This window comes from Armatimonas rosea (genome assembly GCF_014202505.1).
GTDB classification, from domain to species: Bacteria; Armatimonadota; Armatimonadia; order Armatimonadales; family Armatimonadaceae; genus Armatimonas; species Armatimonas rosea.
Window position 1 is genome coordinate 833,275 of record NZ_JACHGW010000003.1, and the last position, 18,042, is coordinate 851,316.

General features: G+C 62.6%; 25 protein-coding genes and 1 pseudogene. 15 read left to right on the forward strand and 11 right to left on the reverse strand.

Annotated elements, in window-relative coordinates:
* Position 1 precedes the first annotated feature (1 nt).
* The 6 genes and pseudogenes from rpsR to HNQ39_RS18855 all read right to left on the reverse strand — a co-directional run bounded on the left by rpsR (position 2) and on the right by HNQ39_RS18855 (position 2,743).
* Positions 2-259, reverse strand: coding sequence for a 30S ribosomal protein S18 (gene rpsR / locus HNQ39_RS18830; protein ID WP_184200064.1), 258 nt, complete (start codon positions 257-259; stop codon positions 2-4).
* 17 nt (positions 260-276) lie between these two features.
* Positions 277-813: a single-stranded DNA-binding protein gene (locus HNQ39_RS18835; protein WP_184200068.1), complete on the reverse strand. Its 537-nt coding sequence runs from the start codon at positions 811-813 to the stop codon at positions 277-279.
* 309 nt (positions 814-1,122) lie between these two features.
* Positions 1,123-1,398: pseudogene (rpsF, locus tag HNQ39_RS30630) on the reverse strand (30S ribosomal protein S6); the annotation flags it as partial.
* Between the two features lie 154 nt (positions 1,399-1,552).
* Complete coding sequence (rpsT, locus tag HNQ39_RS18845; RefSeq protein ID WP_184200074.1) at positions 1,553-1,819, reverse strand: 30S ribosomal protein S20; 267 nt, start codon at positions 1,817-1,819, stop codon at positions 1,553-1,555.
* A gap of 13 nt (positions 1,820-1,832) precedes the next feature.
* Entirely contained in the window at positions 1,833-2,393 is a 561-nt protein-coding gene (locus tag HNQ39_RS18850) for a hypothetical protein (RefSeq protein ID WP_184200077.1), read from the reverse strand.
* The gene (locus HNQ39_RS18855) at positions 2,390-2,743 is read right to left on the reverse strand and encodes a hypothetical protein (protein ID WP_184200080.1); all 354 of its coding nucleotides are present in this window, start codon (positions 2,741-2,743) and stop codon (positions 2,390-2,392) included. Before HNQ39_RS18855 ends, HNQ39_RS18850 begins: the two co-directional genes overlap by 4 nt.
* Before the next feature lie 83 nt (positions 2,744-2,826).
* Here HNQ39_RS18855 and HNQ39_RS18860 point away from each other — a divergent pair, with 83 nt between their 5' ends.
* The 9 genes from HNQ39_RS18860 (at position 2,827) to HNQ39_RS18900 (ending at position 9,353) form a co-directional block, all read left to right on the forward strand.
* Positions 2,827-3,342, forward strand: a complete 516-nt coding sequence (locus HNQ39_RS18860; protein ID WP_184200083.1) for a hypothetical protein — start codon at positions 2,827-2,829, stop codon at positions 3,340-3,342.
* On the forward strand, positions 3,339-3,611 hold the full coding sequence (locus HNQ39_RS18865; RefSeq protein ID WP_184200086.1) for a hypothetical protein: 273 nt from the start codon (positions 3,339-3,341) through the stop codon (positions 3,609-3,611). The genes HNQ39_RS18860 and HNQ39_RS18865 overlap by 4 nt, the downstream gene beginning before the upstream one ends.
* A 4-nt stretch (positions 3,612-3,615) precedes the next feature.
* Complete coding sequence (locus tag HNQ39_RS18870) at positions 3,616-4,380, forward strand: phytanoyl-CoA dioxygenase family protein (protein ID WP_184200089.1); 765 nt, start codon at positions 3,616-3,618, stop codon at positions 4,378-4,380.
* Between the two features lie 9 nt (positions 4,381-4,389).
* Complete coding sequence (locus HNQ39_RS18875) at positions 4,390-5,361, forward strand: hypothetical protein (protein ID WP_184200092.1); 972 nt, start codon at positions 4,390-4,392, stop codon at positions 5,359-5,361.
* Between the two features lie 73 nt (positions 5,362-5,434).
* Positions 5,435-6,229, forward strand: coding sequence for a phytanoyl-CoA dioxygenase family protein (locus HNQ39_RS18880; RefSeq protein ID WP_184200095.1), 795 nt, complete (start codon positions 5,435-5,437; stop codon positions 6,227-6,229).
* 150 nt (positions 6,230-6,379) lie between these two features.
* The gene (locus HNQ39_RS18885; protein WP_184200097.1) at positions 6,380-7,474 is read left to right on the forward strand and encodes an ankyrin repeat domain-containing protein; all 1,095 of its coding nucleotides are present in this window, start codon (positions 6,380-6,382) and stop codon (positions 7,472-7,474) included.
* A gap of 23 nt (positions 7,475-7,497) precedes the next feature.
* A complete protein-coding gene (locus tag HNQ39_RS18890; RefSeq protein ID WP_184200100.1) occupies positions 7,498-8,331 on the forward strand; it encodes a hypothetical protein in 834 nt (277 codons plus the stop codon).
* 14 nt (positions 8,332-8,345) lie between these two features.
* Positions 8,346-9,047, forward strand: coding sequence for a peroxiredoxin family protein (locus HNQ39_RS18895; protein WP_184200103.1), 702 nt, complete (start codon positions 8,346-8,348; stop codon positions 9,045-9,047).
* Positions 8,943-9,353 (forward strand): TlpA family protein disulfide reductase, encoded by a 411-nt coding sequence (locus HNQ39_RS18900; protein ID WP_246385848.1) that lies wholly within the window; start codon positions 8,943-8,945, stop codon positions 9,351-9,353. Before HNQ39_RS18895 ends, HNQ39_RS18900 begins: the two co-directional genes overlap by 105 nt.
* Here the strand turns inward: HNQ39_RS18900 and HNQ39_RS30635 are convergent.
* The 3 genes from HNQ39_RS30635 to HNQ39_RS18915 are packed head-to-tail and all read right to left on the reverse strand — an operon-like array spanning position 9,331 to position 11,579.
* Entirely contained in the window at positions 9,331-9,885 is a 555-nt protein-coding gene (locus HNQ39_RS30635; protein WP_184200109.1) for a phosphatase PAP2 family protein, read from the reverse strand. The genes HNQ39_RS18900 and HNQ39_RS30635 overlap by 23 nt on opposite strands.
* Positions 9,882-10,472, reverse strand: a complete 591-nt coding sequence (locus HNQ39_RS18910) for a hypothetical protein (protein WP_184200112.1) — start codon at positions 10,470-10,472, stop codon at positions 9,882-9,884. The genes HNQ39_RS30635 and HNQ39_RS18910 overlap by 4 nt, the downstream gene beginning before the upstream one ends.
* Positions 10,473-10,517: 45 nt before the next feature.
* A complete protein-coding gene (locus HNQ39_RS18915) occupies positions 10,518-11,579 on the reverse strand; it encodes a DUF5685 family protein (protein WP_184200115.1) in 1,062 nt (353 codons plus the stop codon).
* Between the two features lie 129 nt (positions 11,580-11,708).
* Between HNQ39_RS18915 and HNQ39_RS18920 the strand changes: the two genes are divergently transcribed.
* The 6 genes from HNQ39_RS18920 to HNQ39_RS18945 all read left to right on the forward strand — a co-directional run bounded on the left by HNQ39_RS18920 (position 11,709) and on the right by HNQ39_RS18945 (position 16,828).
* Complete coding sequence (locus tag HNQ39_RS18920) at positions 11,709-13,913, forward strand: ABC transporter transmembrane domain-containing protein (RefSeq protein WP_184200118.1); 2,205 nt, start codon at positions 11,709-11,711, stop codon at positions 13,911-13,913.
* A gap of 204 nt (positions 13,914-14,117) precedes the next feature.
* Positions 14,118-14,600 carry a DinB family protein gene (locus HNQ39_RS18925; protein ID WP_184200121.1) on the forward strand — a complete coding sequence of 161 codons (483 nt, stop codon included), beginning with the start codon at positions 14,118-14,120 and terminating at the stop codon, positions 14,598-14,600.
* Entirely contained in the window at positions 14,597-15,064 is a 468-nt protein-coding gene (locus HNQ39_RS18930; protein ID WP_184200124.1) for a DUF1854 domain-containing protein, read from the forward strand. The genes HNQ39_RS18925 and HNQ39_RS18930 overlap by 4 nt, the downstream gene beginning before the upstream one ends.
* A complete protein-coding gene (locus HNQ39_RS18935; RefSeq protein WP_184200127.1) occupies positions 15,061-15,531 on the forward strand; it encodes a GNAT family N-acetyltransferase in 471 nt (156 codons plus the stop codon). The genes HNQ39_RS18930 and HNQ39_RS18935 overlap by 4 nt, the downstream gene beginning before the upstream one ends.
* Complete coding sequence (locus HNQ39_RS18940) at positions 15,528-16,406, forward strand: phosphotransferase (RefSeq protein ID WP_184200130.1); 879 nt, start codon at positions 15,528-15,530, stop codon at positions 16,404-16,406. Before HNQ39_RS18935 ends, HNQ39_RS18940 begins: the two co-directional genes overlap by 4 nt.
* Before the next feature lie 29 nt (positions 16,407-16,435).
* Positions 16,436-16,828 carry a hypothetical protein gene (locus HNQ39_RS18945; protein WP_184200133.1) on the forward strand — a complete coding sequence of 131 codons (393 nt, stop codon included), beginning with the start codon at positions 16,436-16,438 and terminating at the stop codon, positions 16,826-16,828.
* On the opposite strand, the gene HNQ39_RS18950 is transcribed toward HNQ39_RS18945, so the two are convergent.
* Positions 16,829-17,278, reverse strand: coding sequence for an SMI1/KNR4 family protein (locus HNQ39_RS18950; protein WP_184200136.1), 450 nt, complete (start codon positions 17,276-17,278; stop codon positions 16,829-16,831).
* A 96-nt stretch (positions 17,279-17,374) separates the two neighbouring features.
* On the reverse strand, positions 17,375-18,022 hold the full coding sequence (locus HNQ39_RS18955; protein ID WP_184200139.1) for a lysophospholipid acyltransferase family protein: 648 nt from the start codon (positions 18,020-18,022) through the stop codon (positions 17,375-17,377).
* Positions 18,023-18,042 lie beyond the last annotated feature (20 nt).

The following is an 18,042-nucleotide window of genomic DNA, read 5'->3' on the forward strand; positions in this document are numbered from 1 at the left end:
TTTACACACCCTCTGCCACAAATGGCAGGAGAGCGATCTCACGGGCACGCTTGATGGCCTGCGCGAGAGGGCGCTGGTACTTGGCGCAGGTACCGGTGGTGCGGCGGGGCAGGATCTTGCCACGCTCGCTGACAAAACGCCGCAGGAGCGCGACATTCTTGTAGTCGATGTAGTCCACTTTCTGCACGGTGAAGTAGCAGACTTTACGTTTGACTTTCTTAAATTTGCGGGTCTTAACCGTCTTGGCGATAGTTGCCATCTTACTTTTCCTCGTAGCTACTCAGCGAACGGATCGCTCAGATCGCTGTCATCGTAGTCGTTTGCGGGTACCTGTCGTGCACGTCCGCCGCCCCCGGCGTAGCCACCGCCTGCCGGCCTTGCCGGCGCTGCGGTCCGCTCGTAGCCACCGCCGCGCGCCGCGGGAGCCGCTGCAGGCTGCTCGTAGCCTCCTGCATAGGCATCCCCACCGCCCTCGCCGTCACGGGGACGGTCTAGGCCCTTGAGGTTGTCGGCGACAATCTCGGCGGCTTTGCGGCGCTGGCCGTCCTGGGTCACGTACTCACGGATCTGCAGGCGGCCCTCGACGGCGACCAGCCTGCCCTTGTTGAGATACTGCGACGCGAACTCAGCGCTCTGGCGCCAGGCGACGATATCAATAAAATCGGCTTGCTTCTCCTGGCCTTGCTGTTTGGCTTCCTGGGAGAGGGGCCGGTCCACGGCGATACGGAACTGTGCAACCGCGATACCCGAAGGGGTGTACTTCAGCTCGGGGTCTGCTACCAGTCGCCCGATCAAGATCACTCGATTCAACATCTCATCTATCCTCCACCCGCACACGCTTTGGTGCGGGTTACCAAGTCAACACACACTTCACCTAGCCACTAGAGTTTATAAGTTGCATCGGTGCCAGACGGGCGGGGAGCGTCCCTGCCCGAACTACTCCTCGGTGGTCTCGGCCTCGGGAGCTGCCTCTTCCTCATCGTCGGAAGCACTGCCCAGGTCGGTGACCGGCTGAGGAGCAAGCGGCGCGGCGGCGGCGCGGGCAGCTGCCTCACGCTCTCGACGCTCCTGCTCTGCGGCACGGGTCTTCGAGGGGAATCGGTCCGCCTTCGGATCCTGCTTGACGATCATGTGTCGAATGACATCGTCGCTGATCCGGAAGATACGATCCAGCTCGTTCTTACACGCCGCGTCGCTTAGAAAGTTCACCACGATATAGCGGCCTTCGCGGTGCCCTTTGATCTCGTAGGCCAGCTTGCGCGGGTCCCAGATATCCGTGTCCTCCACAGAGCCATTGCTCTTGGTGATCACGCCTGCATACTTCTCGATGATCGCTTTGACTTGATCCTCGGCCAGTGATGCATCCACAATATAGATGGCCTCGTAGGCTGTTGCCATCGTCTTCCTCCCTATGGTCTTGAAATTGGCCTCTGTTTTTGGGCAGAGGCAGGGATTCCAGAGAGCGACTTAACCTCTCCCTGAAAACTAATACGGCCGCACCCCTATAACGGCTGGGCGACCCGGTTTCTGACAAAATGCCAGAGTTTTTTTCTTAGGCCTTTGCAGCCGCGGAGGCGCGCTTCATGAGGCGGGACTTGCGGCGAGCAGCGGCGTTCTTGTGGATGATCCCACGCTTGGCGGTCTTGTCGATCACCGAGACGGCCTGCGACAGGACACGGGACAGCTCGGCATCACCGGTCTGGATGGCGACACTTGCCTTCTTGACAAAGGTCTTCATCCGGCTCTTGGCCGCGTTGTTGCGGTCACGGTTGATCCGGGAGCGCAGGACATCTTTTTTTACCGACTTGATATTGGGCATTGAATTTCTATCCTTATTTTTTCAGGGGACTAGGTTTTTTTGAGGGCGGGAAGCTAGACTTGATCTCCCGCATGATCGTCTCCACTAAGTGGGAGCCTTCGGAGCGCAGTGTGCCCAGGTTGAACATGGTGACGTAGTGACCGTCGAGCCAGATTCCCTCAGGAACATCGCGGATGATATCGACATTGACCAGACGAAAGCGTGTGTTTAGGCTCGTCTGGGAGTTGACCCGCTCCAGCATCTCGCTGAAGTGTCGTAGGGCATCGGTTGCCTGGGCAGGATCGCCCTGGACAGTGGGAGAGAGGGTGTAGCCAATCGTGACCTCACGCTCGGGGGCCATCGTCCCCACATAGCTCTCAGGCTGCAGTCCCTCAAGGTCCCCCCCTGGGGCAGGGGCCGCCTCGGAAGACGACGTTCCCTGAGACTTGGGCTTATTGCGCTCTTGCTCCTCCTGCTGGATCTCTTCCGGAGACCGAGGACGGCTCTCGTACTGGGCACGGTTGAGGAAGGCAATCCCCCCCAAGGCAGCCAGAACGACGACGGCAAGAAGCGGTGTGTTGTTGGGGCGGCTCATGAGGTAGGGGTCTCCGGGAGCCCTAGCGCCTTGAGCTGCTCGCCCCCACCCGCACCCGCTGCCGCGAGAATGCGGTCTCGGATGACGTCCACCGGAAGCGCCGCATGCTCGACCGCCTCGCGCAGGAACGCCTCGCGATCCTTGGAGAGGAGCAGATCCAGCACCGAGATTCCCAGGGTCTCCGAGATGGCAGCCAGGGCTGGCGAGAGCGCTAAAATCTCGTCCTCAGCGCGGGCACGGAGCATCCCGCGGGCGAGCTGTAGCTCACGGAGGGCGTGCTCAACCGGCGCAACGAGCACGCTGTACTCGTTGACCTTTTCTTGTATAGAACTTGCTACCTCTGAAGACATGCACGACCCTCACCAAATTTTGGCGCAAGGGCTAGTATAACATAGGGAGGAACCAGAGTCAAGGATGGCGAACCTTTCCAGCGATGCTACAAAAGATTCTTGAGCGTGAGCTCGCCAGTGGCTTCGCTTCCCTGCCCGGCACTCAGATCAAAGGGAAGCTCCCCGTCCCCGGAGCACTAATCAACCAGGCGCTCAAAGAAGCGATCGCCAAGAAAAGTGGCCCCGTCAAAGGGGTGATGGTGGCGCTGCTGGAGGGAAACAAGGCGATTGCGGTGGTGGCGATCGACCAGTTTCTCCTGCCCAAGACCCTGGAGCTTCCCTTCACGATCGAGCCCACGGTCGCCAAAGACGGAGAGCTGATCGCCACGGTTCAGCTCGACCCGCCCGGAGGCCTGGTCGGGGTGCTGATCCCGCTGCTGGCGGGCATGGTCCCGGGGGTGACGGCCAATGGGACGACACTATCTATCGACCTGGGGGCACAGCTCAAAGAGAAGAGCGGCCATGACTTTGGGTCGCTGATCGACACACTGGAGCTCAGCACCCGCCGCGGATTCCTCGATATCCACTTCGCCCTGCGTGTCCCGGAGGAAAAGGCATGAGAGAGCTACTCGAGAAGATTCTTACCGGCGGCGCCAAGGAGCTGGCGGGGCTGGAGATTGAGGGAGTCATCCCGATCCGCCAAGAGCTGATCAATGAAACCCTCTCCGAAGGGCTGAAGCAGGGGCTGACGAAGGAGATCGAGCTCCCCAAGGACGCCAAGGCCCCGGAGGCGTCGCAGATCAACGCATTGCTGGCCCACGTGAAGCGCGCCGAGGTAATCGCTGAGGGCGGCAAGCTGACGATCTCGTTTCATGTGAAGGTGGACTGAACCCATGCCCCATTCCCCCCTAACCCCCGCGGGGCGGGGGGACAATGCAGTATCCTTTGCCAAAGATGGCTTTCTTGCGGCCCTTCCGGTGCTGACCCCCGACCAAGCAAGCCGTGTGCGGGAGCAGTTCGATGTGCTGGAGGCACAGGTGGGGCGGGAGACGGCGCAGATCGGGCTGCTGGATCGGCACCTGACGGAGAGTTTTATCTACGAGCTGGCGGTCCATCCCAAGGTCTTGGAGGCTGTCGAGAGTGTCCTCGGGCCGGACTTCTTTCTGCTGGCGACCCACTTCTTCTGCAAGTACGGCGAGGGCGACTCCGCGGCGAAGTTTGTGGCCTGGCACCAAGACGTGACCTACTGGGGGCTGGAGCCGCCGGTCGCGGTGACGGTCTGGCTGGCTATCGACGATGCCGATGAGGAGAACGGCTGCATGCGGGTGATTCCGGGCTCGCACGCTGCGGGGATTCGGGAGCATGGGACGGCAGAGCAGGCGGGGAACCTGCTGAGTATTAACCAGGAAGTGCCCGTGACGGAGGCAGAAGAAGCGAGTGCGGTCAGCCTGCCGCTCCCCGCGGGCTTTGCATCGCTTCACGAGGGCTGCCTGATCCACGGGAGCCTGCCCAATGCCTCGACGCGCCGCCGCTGTGGCCTGACCCTGCGCTACATTCCCACCGACGTCCACCAGAGCACGCTCAACTCCCACGGCAAGCGCTGGAAGCCCATTTTGGTGCATGGCACGGATCGCTACCGGCACTGGATCGAGGAGTGACAAGAAGCAATGAATCCGCCCACCCCCCGCTTGACCGTCGCCACCCTCGCCGAGCTGGAATCCACCACGGGCTTTGAGTGGTTTGTCACCGCCCCCCGCAATGAGCTCACGTTCCCCGAGCGCTTTCGGGAGCTAATGTATCGTTCGCGAAAAGAGCTACGGGCTCTGGAACCGCAGCTCCCACGTGTCTCTACCTTGCTCCAGAGGCGCTTTCTCAAGCACTCGGCTTGGGTTGCCGACGTGCTGGGCAACTTTGATGAGGCTGCCACGTTTCAGCGGCGCTTGGGCAATATCAAAGAAGCGGACTGGCAACTGTTTCAGGCAAGCATGGCCCGAGGTATGGCCTCGTTCCTTAAGCCCAATCAGATCGTTGGGGCGCTAGAGCCTTTAGATGTGCATCAGGGAGTTTGGGTCGCTCTTAGCTTTGTGAAGGAGGTAGAGGAACAGTGCCAACCCTCTGTCTTAGTGGCTAGAAAGAGCGGAGGGAACTGGCAGTGCCTTGCCCAGCGTACCCTCAGCCCTCAAGCAACCAATGCCCATCTTAAGGTGCTCTCTGGCGAGATCGTCATAGTGCAGGATCGCCTTGGTGGCTCCTGGCAACCCACTGAGGTGAACTGCTACCGCCTTCATCAAGGTGCCCTTCAGGAAACCACCTCTCTCTTCAGCGAACATGGCGTTCGGCTCCGAAAGTTCGACGGTCGCTGGACTCTTAGTACCTTTCACTGCATTGGTTATTGCCCCTGCCATGGGGAGCAACCACGCTGGCTGGAGGTCTTTCAGCAGGGCAAGAACGGTTGGCAGCTTGCCAGTGCAAAGTACCCCGAGCTGTTTGAGGACTACCCACGCCAAATCCGAAGCCTCCTGAAGCGCTACCCAAACGACGATGTGCTCCCTGCCTACCTGCACTGGACGGAGCGACTTCTCCAAGGGAAAACCGTGGGGCCACCGCCCCAAAAACACGCACAAAAAATCGACACCTAGCTCCGGAGGCCCCTTCAGGGGGCTTGCCGCAACGGCGGGCTGGTTTACCCGCCCGTTCCCGAAGGGAGAAAAAATGCCCGAGTACCTCGCCAATACAATCGTCCCCGACGAGCAGATCAACGCCTGGGTGGAGCAGTTCCACCGCGATGGGTTTCTGGTCCTGCAAGATGTCCTCACCCCCGAGATGTGCGCCGCCATGCGCGACGATCTCGATAGGGCGCTCACAGAGAACCACGAAGACGGCGACGGGATCATCCAGCTCCACCACCGGATGTTCGAGGTCAGCCCCACGAACCTCTCGCTCTTTGACCTGGAGCCTATCGCCACGTTTGCAGAGAAGCTCATTAACAATGTCACCCACGTGATCCACAACAACAGCTTCAAGGTCTACCCAGGGCCGGGCAAGGGGATCACGACCTGGCACCAGGACGATGCGCCGCACTTTCTGGTGACTGAGGGAGAGGCCCCAAAGAACATCAAGCTCCCCGTGCTCCTCTTCACTGCAAACTACTACCTCACCGATGTCGAGACTCCCGAACACGGCCCGACCCAGGTGCTTCCCGGCTCGCACCTCTTTGGCAAGCCCTGCCCCCCGACCCTTGATGGCACGGAGTGGGCAGACAAGACGGTCTATGGCTGCGGGAAGGCGGGCAGCGTCGTGATGTTCAACAACCAGGTCTGGCACCGGGGTGCGCCTAATCTCTCGGACCGCGTGCGCTACATCACCCAGGTGAGCTACGCCCGGCGGCTCGTGGGGCACAAGTACAGTCCCTTTATGAACTACCAGATGCCCGAGCATGTCTACGCAAACGCCAGCCCGCGCCTCAAGCGCCTGCTGGGCTTCCTGCCCAATGGTGCCTACGGGTAGACCTCTGAAACCTCTCCCCTAGCCCCTCTCCCGGGCAGTCGTTCCTCCTTGGGAAAGGGGAATTCCCCGTCCGTTTCCCCTTTCCCAGCGAAGAATGAGCGCCCGGGAGAGGGGCTAGGGGAGAGGTTCCGTGCGCTAAAGGAAACTATCATGCAAGGCTATCGCTCTCCCGGTCCCCCGAAAACACTGCTCGACGCAGCGGCATCAGGCAATCTCACCGCCGTGCAGAAATTTCTCGCGCAAGGAGCTAAACCCGACCAGCGTGACACCAACGGCTGGACGGCGCTGCACCATGCCGTGGGGTATGGGCAGGAGCCTGAAATCCATTCGCCTACAGGTCGGGCACCCGTCAAGGGGATCGTCGAGGCTCTGCTCAAAGCGGGGACACCACTTAACAGCCAGACAAAGGCAGGAATGACCCCGCTCATGCAGGCTGTGATCGCAGAGCACGAAGAGGCGGCGCAGTGGCTTCTCGCTGCCGGTGCAGACCTGCGTCCCGCCGACACGGTGGGGGGAACCGCGCTTACCCACGCTCTCTGGTACAACCACTGCTCCCGTGCGCTCGCTCAGCGCCTCCTTCAGAGAGGCTCGCCTGTCAATCTCTGGGACGCACTCTGGCTGGGAGATACTTCAAAAGCCCTTGGACTGGTGGAGATAGCCAATGTCAAGGCAACTGGCCCCAACAACTACACCTACCTGCACCTTGCCGCCGAGCTGGGAAACCTGCCCGTAGTCCAGAGCCTGCTTGCAAGGGGGGCAATCGTCAATGCACGTGATAATCAGGGCTTCACCCCACTTCATCACGCGATTGGCGGCAAACCGGGACACGTCGTTCTTTCTGGACGACCCTATTGGCATGCCTACGGCCCCATCGCAGGCCGTGAGCCCTTGCTTGCGCTCTTACTCAAGAGTGGGGCAAATCGTGATGCCCGAGGCCACGACGCCGTACTTCCACAGGACTACACCGCGCTCGGCTGTGCGATCCTCGCCCAGCGCCCCGAACTGATGCAGGTGCTGCTGAGAGCCGGAGCCAACCCCAACGAGAAAGGCTATCACGACGATCCACAGCTCTTTGCGGCTATCGAGACGCAAAGCCCTACTGTTGTGAAGATGCTTCTGGATGCGGGAGCAGACCCACGCCGCAAGAGTGCGTACGGCACGACCGTGCTGGAAGCGGCTAAGAGCACCGAAAACCAACAGATCCTCGCGCTCGTGAAGGCAGCACTTCAGAAACCATTGCATTAAGTCCTAAAGTGGTAAAATGCGCCATGCAACACCTCGTGATCTTTACCGCGCTGGCCCTGATTGGGGGCACCCCGACTCTCGCTCAGGACACGATGCCTGCGGGTGAGACAAAGCCCGCCGTGGCCGTTCCCGAGAGTACGCCCGCTACCGCACGGGACTTCTTTCTCTTTACCAAGGCACTCAAGCCCCTACGTGAGGGCATGGTGACCTCGCAGGTGCGGATGGACCTGAAGGGCGACAACCTCTCGGTGACACTCCAGGCGGAGATCAAGCTGGTGCAGAAGGCCAGCGGTGCCTACCTCAGCGATATCCTGGTGCAGTCGCCCACGGGAGGGAAACCGCACCACTACAAGGTCACCAGCAGCGGCAAGACCACCTGGGTGCAGGATGTGGATGCCAAGACCTACGCGATCCAGCCAGTCGCCAGCGACAATGAGTTTCTGGTGCGGGGCCTGCTCACGGGGCTGGCGCAGAAAGCGCTGGAGAAGCTGGAGCCTGCGCAGCTCAAGGCGCTCGATGCCCCCGAGCCCACCCCCGAGCTGGCGGCGGCGCTAGAGAGTGGGATGAAGCCCGGCGAGGTGAACCTGAAGGTGCGCGACGAGCAGCGGGGCGCGCGGACGCTCCGGGTCTATGATCTGCAGACCGGAGGCCCCAAGGGCGAGGTGATCTCGATCTTTGTCGGCCCCAACAACCAGCCCGACCGCCTCGCGATGAAGCTCAAGCAAGACAAGCTGGACATTAGCTTCTCGGAAGTGGTCCTGAGCATCAACCCAACAATCGCCAAGACCGTCAGCTTCCGCTATACCCCAACTCGGGGAGTGCGTAAGGTGAAGAAGATCGACCTAGGAAATTTTTAGGACAGTAAGGGGGGATGGTGAAACAAGAGAAAAAAGTGCCGCCGAGCGCGGCCCAAGCGGAGCTGGAGAGGCTGCAAAATGAGCAGCGCCAGCGCCAGCAAGAGTTTTTCAAGCGTCTTGAGAAGCTCAAGGACAGCGAGCAGCAGCGCGCCTATCAGGACTTCAATACGCGGCTCTTTAGTGACTTCTGGCCGCGCTACCAAGCCCTGATTAAGAAGACCAAGGGGGGTGTCCAGGTTCGAGCCCGGATGGCCGCCATGGAGCTGGCGCAAGGCGCACAAAAGCCTGGCCAAGCGGATCAGCTGATCGCGGATATCCTGCGGGAGAACCGTGACCAGGCTGAGACCGCACAGTTGGCAATGAGCCTGCGCTACGACAACTACCAGCCCGAAAAGAAAGCAACCATCAAGGCGAAACTGGATGCACTGGGCAAGTCCAAGGATGCGACCGTGCGTGCCGCGGCGCTCTATGCCCTGGCTGAGGTGACAAAAGACACCGATGCAAAGTCGGCGATCCCGCTCTACCGACGGCTCCTGGCACAGTATCCGACTAGCAGTTATGCGAAGCTGGCCACCGGGGCAATCTTTGAGTCGGAGCACCTACAAGTGGGGATGATTGCGCCAGAGATCACCGGGCCGGACCAAGAAGGGAAGACCTTCCAGCTCTCGGAGTACCGGGGCAAGGTGGTGGTGTTGGATTTCTGGGGCTTTTGGTGAGGGCCCTGCCAAGCGATGCTTCCGCACGAGAAGGAGATGGTCAAGCGACTCGCTGACAAGCCCTTTGCTCTCATCGGAATCAATAGCGATGGCGACCGGTCGGTCGTCAATAAGATCCTAGAGCGCGAGAAGATTACCTGGCGCAATGTGATCGATGGCAACACACAAGGCCCGATTGCGACCGCGTGGAATGTTCATGGGTGGCCCACAATCTACGTGCTCGACAAAGAGGGAAAGATCCGGCACCGCGACCTGCGCGACGACGAGCTAGAAAAAGCAGTGGTTAAGCTCTTGGCGGAGGGCTGAGCTTCTTGCCGAGGGTGAGGCAGACCGCCGCGCCCAAGACCGCACCCGCGACGATCTGGTAGGCCCAGTGGGCACCGGCCTCGACGCGGGACCAGGCCATGAGCGCTGCCCAGAACCACCAGAGCGGGGCGAGTTTTGGGTAGCGCTCCGTGAGGAGATAGGCGAGGCAGACATGCGCGGCGGTGTGCCCGCTCGGAAAGCCGCCGTCGCCGCCCGACGGCCGGGGGAGTAGGGCAAGGCCGTAGGTGTGGTGCTTGATATTGATACCCCAAGTCGCACCCTTGATCGCCAGGTAGACTACCGTCTCCACGAGCATCACCAGAATGACCCAGCGGGCGAGCAGCTTGTCTTTGTTGCGCCAGGCAAGAAAGAGCAGATACCCGAGTGCGATGACCAGCGCGGCGGTGTTGCCCTCGCGCCCGATGCGCTTTGCCACCGGCTCCAGTCCTAGAGCGTTCTGGTGGTTGTAGAAGAAGGCAAGTACAACCGCCAGAGGCAACCAGAGCAGCGACCAGCCGTGCGGCGACCTCACCGCTTCTCCGAGGGGCTGCGCAGGACGATCTCGCCGTAGTTGAGGCCAGCCGCGGTCAGCGATGCGTGCCAGGCGGGGAAGCGGCGCCGGGCGGCGGTGATGAGCGCGGTATCGTCGCGCTCCAGCGCCTTGGCATGGAGCGGTTCCCCACGAGCATGGCGCTCCCGAATGCGCCGCACGACCTCTTTTTCGTCCCAGTCGTGGTAGCGGCGTATGGCATCGTAGTCGAGGCCCGCTGCTTCGAGCGCGGCGCGCCACGAGCCGAAGTGATGCCGCTTGACCGCCGCCGCTGCCAGCGTGGGATCGAGTTTGAGGGAGACATGGCGCCACGAGAGGTCGGCCCCTTGCTGACCCAGCTCTTGGAGACGCTCAATGATCCGATCATTGGTCCAGTTGCGGTAGCGCCGGAGCTCGTCGTAGTCAAGGCCCGCCGCAGCGACTGCCAGGGGATAGGAGCCAAAGTGCCGCGCCGCCGCCCGCAGCAGAGGCAGGTTGTCACGGCTCAGGCCCGAGTAGGAGAGATCCTGCTGGGTTTCGTAGCGGCGAAGTATCTCACCGAGGATAGTTTCACGGGTCCAACGAGGCACGAACCCCATATTCGGCAGAGGCGGAGGGCATTCCTTCATTAATAACTAACAACAAGAACTGCAACCACAGTCACACCCGTGACAGCAACCCGCATCGCAACAAGCGCCCTCGCAGCCATGGCACCCGTGACAGCCTGCACAGAGATCCCCCGATGTGTTACAGAACAGTGAGTCGCAGCAGCACGTACAGTCGCAACAGTCAAATCCATCGCACTGGCAGCAGGAGCGTGTCTGGCGGCGGCGCTGGCGCTGGGGGTAGTGCCGGGTGGTGCGCTCGTCGCGGGTCTCGGTCTGCTCGGGGGCGCTCACGCTCATCAGGGCACGGCCGACGCTCGCCTGGAGCTGGAGGGTGAAGCGCTGGCGGTCCGGGACGGGCAGGGGGAGCGCCGTTAGAGCCGCCGTCACCCGTGCCTGCTGCTCCCGGACATAGACAAGCGCCTGCTCTAGGCTGGTCTTGGTTGCGGTCAGCGCATTGAACGCCCCGCGTTTTAGGTCGTCGTCACGGTCCGTGAGCGCATCGAGGGTGTAGACCAGCCGGCCAAAGGCCTCGCCCAGCTCCGTGAGCAGCGGAGCGTGGACGAGGCTTCCGTGTCCAAAGACCAGCGCGGTCGCGGTTGCCGTCGGGGTTGCGAGGGCAGCGAGTGTGGTCGGGCTTGCCTCGGCCTGCGCCTGCGCCGCGCTCTGTGCAAAGAGCCGCTCCAGGGGCAGCCCAGAGAGTCGTAGCCGTGCCCTGGCCCCCACAAACGCCCGGGAGAGCTCGCGTTGTACGAGCCTCCAGCGCAGACCCTCACGATCGGCGAGCTTATCGGTGATCGCAAGCTCCGCCAGCGCGACATTGGCCGCGGCGGCGTAGGCGAGCGGTGCGGGAATCTCTGCAGCCATGGGGAGCGAGAAGCAGCGCCGCGCGGTGAAGCTTGCCGGGAGCGCTGCGTGTTCCAGGGCCAACAACAGCTCGCCCAGAAAGACCGCATCGTGGTTGAGGGTCAGGCGGGCACGCTGGCCAAAGAGCCGCCCCGTGGCCTTGCACGTGCCGCAGTAGTGGAGCTGGCGGAGCCGCCTCGCCTCCGACGAGACGCCGCAGCCGCAGGAGCGCATGAGTCCAAACATGGGGTTCCGACACAAAACACCAGGAAAAGTTACAGAGCTGTTTAACAAACGTCTGTTTTGAGGCGATATATCCTGAAGAGGCCAGCTAGGCCCAGGAGAAATCTCTTGCCCGTTGCCGAATCTTCCCCCGTGTCCTCTCCCTCTGAGGCAGACAGTACCGACAACGACGACCCGCTTCTCTTGAGCGAGTGGGCCGATCTCGACGAAGAAACGCATCGCTTTGGTGAGCGTGTGGTGCAGCTCCACCAGCGCTCCGTCCGGGTCTACGATGGGGCAGGAGTGCTACTGGTCACGGTTCCCTTGGCCGACATCAAGTCCGCGCGAACCGAACCGCTGGTAGGTGGTGCGCGGCTGGAGCTGACTCTCAAGAATGGAACTCTCCTGCCGCTGGTCGAGTGCACGGCGCGGGTCTCGGCGCGAGTCTCGGAGCTGGCACGGGGGATCGAGCAGCTGGCCCAGGGCGAGGAGCTGGCGGTCAAGCTCACCCACCAGAAGACCCGCTGTGAGCGCTGCAACCGCCTCCTCCCCGAGCCTGATAGTAGCTGCCCCGCCTGTGTCCAGCGTGCCGCGATCTTCCGGCGCATCCTCTCCTACCTCGGGCCCTATCGCTTTCAGGCCGTCTCCGTGATCGGCGGGTCGCTCCTGATCGCCGCGATCAATACCTTTGCCACGCCCAAGCTCACCGAGGGGATCACCGATAAAGTTTTAGGGCCGCGCTCGGGGCTGAGCCTGGGGGAGGGAAGTGTCCAGCTAGGGCTCTATGTGGGAGGGATGCTCCTCGCGTTGCTGCTCGGGGCGTTTTTGCAGTGGTACAAGAACTACAACGCATCGTTTCTCTCCGCCAATATCGCCAAAGACCTCCGCGCGAGCATCTACCGCGCCCTGGAGCACCTCCAGCTGAGCTTCTTTGACAAGCGACAGATGGGCGCGATCATCAGCCGGGTCACCCAGGACACCGACCGGGTCTGGGGCTTTCTGGTCGATGGCGTGCCGTATCTGCTCTCGGGCACTCTGACGCTGGTCGGAGGGCTGGTCTCGGGGCTCCTGCTCTCGTGGAAGCTGACTCTGGCGATCCTGCTACCGGTCCCTTTGGTGGCCGTGCTGATGTCGCTGATCTGGAAGCCGATGGCGTCGAAGTACCATAAAGTCGGGCAAAAGTGGGGGCGCTTGCACACGCAGCTCAATGAGTCACTCAATGGAATTCGGGTCGTGAAGGCTTTTGTCCGTGAGGACGGCGAGTGGGATAAGTTCCGCAGCCGCAACTCGGAGCTGGCGCAGAGCGGCCTGATCGCCGATAGGTGGTGGTTCCGCTCGGAGACCTTTGTGACGGTTCTCGTGGGGCTGGCACCGCTGATCAACTGGGGCTTTGGGGGCTACCTCGTGCTCCACAGCGAGCTGACCCTGGGCAAGCTGATGGCGATGCAGATATTGCTCTGGCAGGTCTACGGCCCGCTGCAGTGGTTTGGGCAGGTCAACCAGTGGTTCTCCCGCGCCATGGCCGGTGCCGAGCGTGTCTTTGAGGTGATCGACTCGCAGTCCGAGACCTACGACAAGCCGGGCGCGGTGGCGCTGGAGACGGTCGAGGGGGAGATTCGCTTTGAGAATGTCCGCTTTGGCTACGACAAGTCCAACCCGGTGCTCAAGGGGATCGACCTGACCGTCAAGCCGGGCGAGCTGATCGGGCTGGTGGGCCGGAGCGGCGCGGGCAAGTCCACGACCGTGAACCTCCTCTGCCGCTTCTACGAGGCCGATGGTGGCTGTGTCCGCTTAGACGGGATCGACCTGCGCGATATCGAGCTCTCGTCGCTCCGCAGGCATATTGGGATTGTCCTCCAGGAGCCGTTTCTCTTCAATGGCACGATTGCGGAGAATATCGCCTACGGCAAGCCTGAGGCGAGCTTCGAGGAGATTATCGAGGCGGCACGCGCGGCCTGCGCCCATGAGTTCATTGTGCAGAAGCCCGATGCCTACGACACGAATGTCGGCGAAAAAGGGGGTAAGCTCTCGGGCGGGGAGAAGCAGCGCATCTCGATCGCACGCGCGATTCTCCACAACCCGAAGATTCTGATTCTCGATGAGGCGACCAGCTCGGTGGATGTGGAGACGGAGAAGAAGATCCAGCAGGCAATCGGCAACCTGACCGCCGGCCGCACGACGTTCGCTATCGCACACCGCCTCTCGACCCTCCGCAACGCCGATAGGCTGGTCGTGATTGATAAGGGCCGCATCGCCGAGCTAGGAACCCACGCCGAGCTCATGGAGAAGCAGGGGATCTTCTACAACTTAGTCGAGACACAAAACCAGACCAGCAAGGCACTGGCGGAGACGATTTAAATTTGTAATTGCGCCCGTTTTGTATCGCCCCGGTTAGAGCGGGGCGTCTTGCTGTCCTCGTGCCTCGGACACAAAGGGCTGCGCCCATCCCAAGTGAACTCGGGATTATGGCCGGAGGCCTTCGTGTCGGAGCCCGCGACGACAGCAAGACGCTCCCGTTCATGGGAGCGGTTAAGAGGGGAGCGATCCAAAAGAAAGAAAAACATGAACGAGATTCAAAACTGGCTTCAGCAGCTAGACCAGACAACCCAGGAGTGGCTGAGCCAGCTCGACGACGACGCGACGGAGGCAGAGCTCACGTGGCAGGCCTTCCCCGACGGACATAGCATTGGTGCGCTTCTCGTGCACATCGCGGAGGTCGAGGCCTACTGGCTCCATCACATTGCCTGCGGCGAGCCGTACCAGGACCTGGAGGGCGAGGTGCTCCATGCCGAGATCGACCAGTTTGGGATCAAGTGGCCCACGCCACCGCCGCATCCCTTGAGCTTCTACAAATCGCTTCTCGTCACGATACGGGAGCGCACCAAGACGCTGATCGGGGCGCTCGACAATCCCCGGCACACGGCCCTGCGCGGCGAGCGGGAGTTCACGCTTGCCTGGCTGATGACCCATGTGATTGTCCACGAGGCGTATCACGGCGGCCAGGCCGTGCTGCTCCAGCTCCAGCAAAGGAACGCGACCCGATGACCAATCTGCAGCTCTTCTACGACCCGCCCGGTGTCCTGCGTCTCACGGTGGACGACGAGCGCTCCTACCCCAAGGTGGCGCTCTACCAGTCGTCGCCGCTCCGCAGGCCGGGGAGGTTTCTCTCGCTCCTGGATGGCAAGAGCGAGGAGATCGCGCTCGTGCCGTCGCTGGACGACCTTATGCCTGAGAGCCGAAAGGTCGCGGAGCGGGAGCTGGCGCGGCGCTATCTCACGGCTAAGATTCAGGTGCTCACGAGTGTCCGGCAAGAGTTTGGGGTGACCTACTGGCACGCCGTCACCGACCGGGGCGAGCGGGACTTTGTGGTGCAGAACCTCTCGGAGTCCTGCCTCTGGCTCTCGGAGACACACCTGTTGATCATCGACGCCGACAACAACCGCTTTGAGATCCCGGACCGGGGCGCACTGGACACGGCGAGCCAGCGTCTGCTAGACTCCGTGCTATGACGGTTGCGCGCGCCACTTCTGCGGAGCTGCCCGCCCTCGCGGCCCTCTACGACGATACCGTGCGCTGGCTGAGCGAGCGGGGTGTGTCGCAGTGGCAGGTGGGGGAGCACTCCGTGGAGCGCCTTGCCCAGACCGACGCCTATGTGGCGTGGGAAGACAAGCGGGCGGTGGGGGGCTTTCTCTTTGTCCCGCCCGACCCCGTGCTCTGGCCCGATACCGACACGGTCGCGGCCCGCTATCTCGCGGGGCTCGTGCTGGCCCGGAGCCATGCAGGGCAAGGCCAGGCGCTCCTCACCGAGGCGGCATGCCACGCGGCCACGCCCCGGCTCCGGCTGGACTGCTGGGACGGCAACGAGGCGCTCAAGGCGTTTTACACCCGCGCGGGATTTACCGATTGCGGCACCGTGCCGGAACAAACATGGGTAGTCCGGCGCTTTGAGAAAGAGTTCGGAGAGGGAAGACAATGACGGAGCCACTCTTAAGCCCCGAGCTACGCGTCCGACTCGAGGAGGCACTCGGGCGGCGCATCGTCGGAGCCACGCGCCGCACAGGAGGCTACTCGCTCGCCCTCCGCCTACGGCTAGAGCTCGCCGATGGGACGTTCGTCTTCGCCAAGGTCGCGACCACCGAGCCGACCGCAAACTGGCTGCGCCGCGAGGCCGTGGTCTACCAGGCGCTGGGCTCCCAGCCGTTTCTCGCGGAGTTCCGAGGCTGGAGCGACCACGGGGCGCAGCCCTTTCTGCTCCTGGAAGACCTGAGCGAGGCGCACTGGCCGCCGCCGTGGACTTCCGCCCGCATCGACTCCGTCCTCACCGCCCTCGCCGCGGTTCGGCGTGCGCCGCTTCCTCCCAACACGCCGCCACTGGAGGCCGAGCGCCTGGTTCTGACACGCTGGGCGGAGCTCGCCGCCGCCCCGGAGCCCCTTCTCTCACTGGGGCTCTGTAGCGCCGCTTGGCTGGACCACGCCCTGCCGTCGCTGCTGGACGCCGAGAGCCAGCTGGTGCTTTCGGGCGAGAGCCTCGTGCACCTCGATATTCGCTCGGACAACCTCTGCTTTGTCGGGGAGCGTGCGGTGATTGTCGATTGGAACTGGTCGTGCGTGGGCAACCCCGACGCCGATCTCGCCTGCTGGCTTCCCAGCCTGCACGCCGAGGGCGGCCCGCTCCCCGAGACCCTCCTGCCCGATGCCGCACCATGGGCCGCCGCGCTCGCCGGGTTCTTCGGCTGCCAGGCGGGCCTGCCGCCCCCCGAAGGCGCCCCGACCGTCCGCACGGTCCAGCGCACCCAGCTTGAGTCCGCGCTGCCCTGGGCCGCGCGTGCTCTGGGGCTTCCTACCCCCTAGCCCCCGTCCCACGGGGGGAGAATGAGGATATGACCGACGAAATTTTTCTGACTGCTTTTGAGGACATGAGCCTCCCGCGCTACGAGTGGACCCACGCCGCGCACGTGCGGATGGGCTTTCTCTACCTGAGCCGCCTGCCCTACGCCGACGCCGAGGCGACCATTATCGCGGGAATCCAGCGCTACAACGCCGCCAAGGGCAACCACACGGGCTACCACCACACCATCACCATCGCCTTCGCGCGCCTGATCGCCTCGCGCCTCACGGAGTCTTCGGACTGGCCCGCGTTCGCAGCCGCCAACCCGGATCTGCTCACCTTCGGCTGCGTCCAGAAACACTACAGCACCGAGGTCATCAAGAGCGAGACCGCCCGCGCCACGTTTGTAGAGCCGGACTTGGAGCCGCTGCCGATCCTCGACTAGTCAGTCGTACATATTCAGCACGGCGTTTTCAAGCTCGTCGAGAAAGAACGCCAAGAAGCTCTCCGCAGTCAGGTAGATACCCGACTCATAGGGGCTCCAGTTCATGATCTTGCCTGTCTCTGTATCGAGGCAGTAGTGAAACTCATCGCATAGCATGAGAGTGACAAAGTGTGAGGGCATGCCACGCTCTCGGTAGTAGAGTGTCGACTTGACAACGCTGTACGGCTTCACGAAGCCCGTGCCCAGAATTTCTGAGCCAAAGATGCTGCCGTGGCCGTAGTTCTGGAGAAACCAGATGTAGCCCTCGGGGAGCTTGATGGCTAGATCGCTTTCAATCTCCCGTACGACCTCAAGAGAGACGCCGCCGGTGAAGGATTTTGGGTCGCCGTGTTCTGCAATGAGCGCACGGATTTGTTCGTGAATGGGTTCGTCGGGAGTATTTTCTTCCATGGTTTGCCTTTTTGTACCCACCCGCGAACCCACCCCGGCTCCGTTCGTTCCTCACTTCGCCGACCCTCCCTGCGGCAGGGAGGGTGGACGCGAGTTCTACGAGTGGCCGGGTGGGTTCAGCATCCCCTCCGCCTTGGCTTCACACGCATTGAGCGCCTCCTCCACCCGGCGGCACGCGTCCTCGTCGGACTCGTCGGCGGCGACAAAGATCGGCTCCCCGAAGACCCAGGCGGCGCGGCTGAAGGGGGCGGGGAGGAGGTAGTCGTCCCAGGTGGTGAGGCGCTTGCCGGGGGTGGCGGTGGCGACCAGCGGGAGGATGGGCTTCCCCGAGCGCCGGGCGAAGAAGACCACGCCGGGCTGGACCTTGCGCGCGGGGCCACGGGGACCGTCGGGGGTGAAGGCGAGGACCCCGCCTTTTTTCAGCTCACGGAGCATCTGCACCGCGGCGCGGTCGCCGCCCCGGCCGGTGGAGCCGCGGACAATCTGGAAGCCGAAGTTGGCAAAGTTGCGCGCCTGGATATCACCGTCGCGGGAGAGCGAGACCAGCGCCCAGTAGCCCCGGTTGCGGTAGCGGTAGAGCGGGATCAGGGTGCGCCCGTGCCAGGTCACCAGAATCCCCCCGTTATTCTCCTTCAGGCTCGCCATCGCCGCCTCTTCGCCCTCGATGGTAAGGCGTGCCGTCCCGGCAAGCAGCCGCACCAGCCCCGCGATCACCCCCGAGAGCGCCCGCACCTTAAACGTCAACGGCCGCGGCTTCTCCCCCC

Excerpts from the sequence above, each read along its gene's own strand:
- rpsR (WP_184200064.1), bottom strand. The coding sequence starts at position 259 with ATGGCAACTATCGCCAAGACGGTTAAGACCCGCAAATTTAAGAAAGTC.
- HNQ39_RS18835 (WP_184200068.1), bottom strand. The coding sequence starts at position 813 with ATGTTGAATCGAGTGATCTTGATCGGGCGACTGGTAGCAGACCCCGAG.
- rpsT (WP_184200074.1), bottom strand. The coding sequence starts at position 1,819 with ATGCCCAATATCAAGTCGGTAAAAAAAGATGTCCTGCGCTCCCGGATC.
- HNQ39_RS18850 (WP_184200077.1), bottom strand. The coding sequence starts at position 2,393 with ATGAGCCGCCCCAACAACACACCGCTTCTTGCCGTCGTCGTTCTGGCT.
- HNQ39_RS18855 (WP_184200080.1), bottom strand. The coding sequence starts at position 2,743 with ATGTCTTCAGAGGTAGCAAGTTCTATACAAGAAAAGGTCAACGAGTAC.
- HNQ39_RS18860 (WP_184200083.1), top strand. The coding sequence starts at position 2,827 with ATGCTACAAAAGATTCTTGAGCGTGAGCTCGCCAGTGGCTTCGCTTCC.
- HNQ39_RS18865 (WP_184200086.1), top strand. The coding sequence starts at position 3,339 with ATGAGAGAGCTACTCGAGAAGATTCTTACCGGCGGCGCCAAGGAGCTG.
- HNQ39_RS18870 (WP_184200089.1), top strand. The coding sequence starts at position 3,616 with ATGCCCCATTCCCCCCTAACCCCCGCGGGGCGGGGGGACAATGCAGTA.
- HNQ39_RS18875 (WP_184200092.1), top strand. The coding sequence starts at position 4,390 with ATGAATCCGCCCACCCCCCGCTTGACCGTCGCCACCCTCGCCGAGCTG.
- HNQ39_RS18880 (WP_184200095.1), top strand. The coding sequence starts at position 5,435 with ATGCCCGAGTACCTCGCCAATACAATCGTCCCCGACGAGCAGATCAAC.
- HNQ39_RS18885 (WP_184200097.1), top strand. The coding sequence starts at position 6,380 with ATGCAAGGCTATCGCTCTCCCGGTCCCCCGAAAACACTGCTCGACGCA.
- HNQ39_RS18890 (WP_184200100.1), top strand. The coding sequence starts at position 7,498 with ATGCAACACCTCGTGATCTTTACCGCGCTGGCCCTGATTGGGGGCACC.
- HNQ39_RS18895 (WP_184200103.1), top strand. The coding sequence starts at position 8,346 with ATGGTGAAACAAGAGAAAAAAGTGCCGCCGAGCGCGGCCCAAGCGGAG.
- HNQ39_RS18915 (WP_184200115.1), bottom strand. The coding sequence starts at position 11,579 with ATGTTTGGACTCATGCGCTCCTGCGGCTGCGGCGTCTCGTCGGAGGCG.
- HNQ39_RS18925 (WP_184200121.1), top strand. The coding sequence starts at position 14,118 with ATGAACGAGATTCAAAACTGGCTTCAGCAGCTAGACCAGACAACCCAG.
- HNQ39_RS18930 (WP_184200124.1), top strand. The coding sequence starts at position 14,597 with ATGACCAATCTGCAGCTCTTCTACGACCCGCCCGGTGTCCTGCGTCTC.
- HNQ39_RS18935 (WP_184200127.1), top strand. The coding sequence starts at position 15,061 with ATGACGGTTGCGCGCGCCACTTCTGCGGAGCTGCCCGCCCTCGCGGCC.
- HNQ39_RS18940 (WP_184200130.1), top strand. The coding sequence starts at position 15,528 with ATGACGGAGCCACTCTTAAGCCCCGAGCTACGCGTCCGACTCGAGGAG.
- HNQ39_RS18945 (WP_184200133.1), top strand. The coding sequence starts at position 16,436 with ATGACCGACGAAATTTTTCTGACTGCTTTTGAGGACATGAGCCTCCCG.
- HNQ39_RS18950 (WP_184200136.1), bottom strand. The coding sequence starts at position 17,278 with ATGGAAGAAAATACTCCCGACGAACCCATTCACGAACAAATCCGTGCG.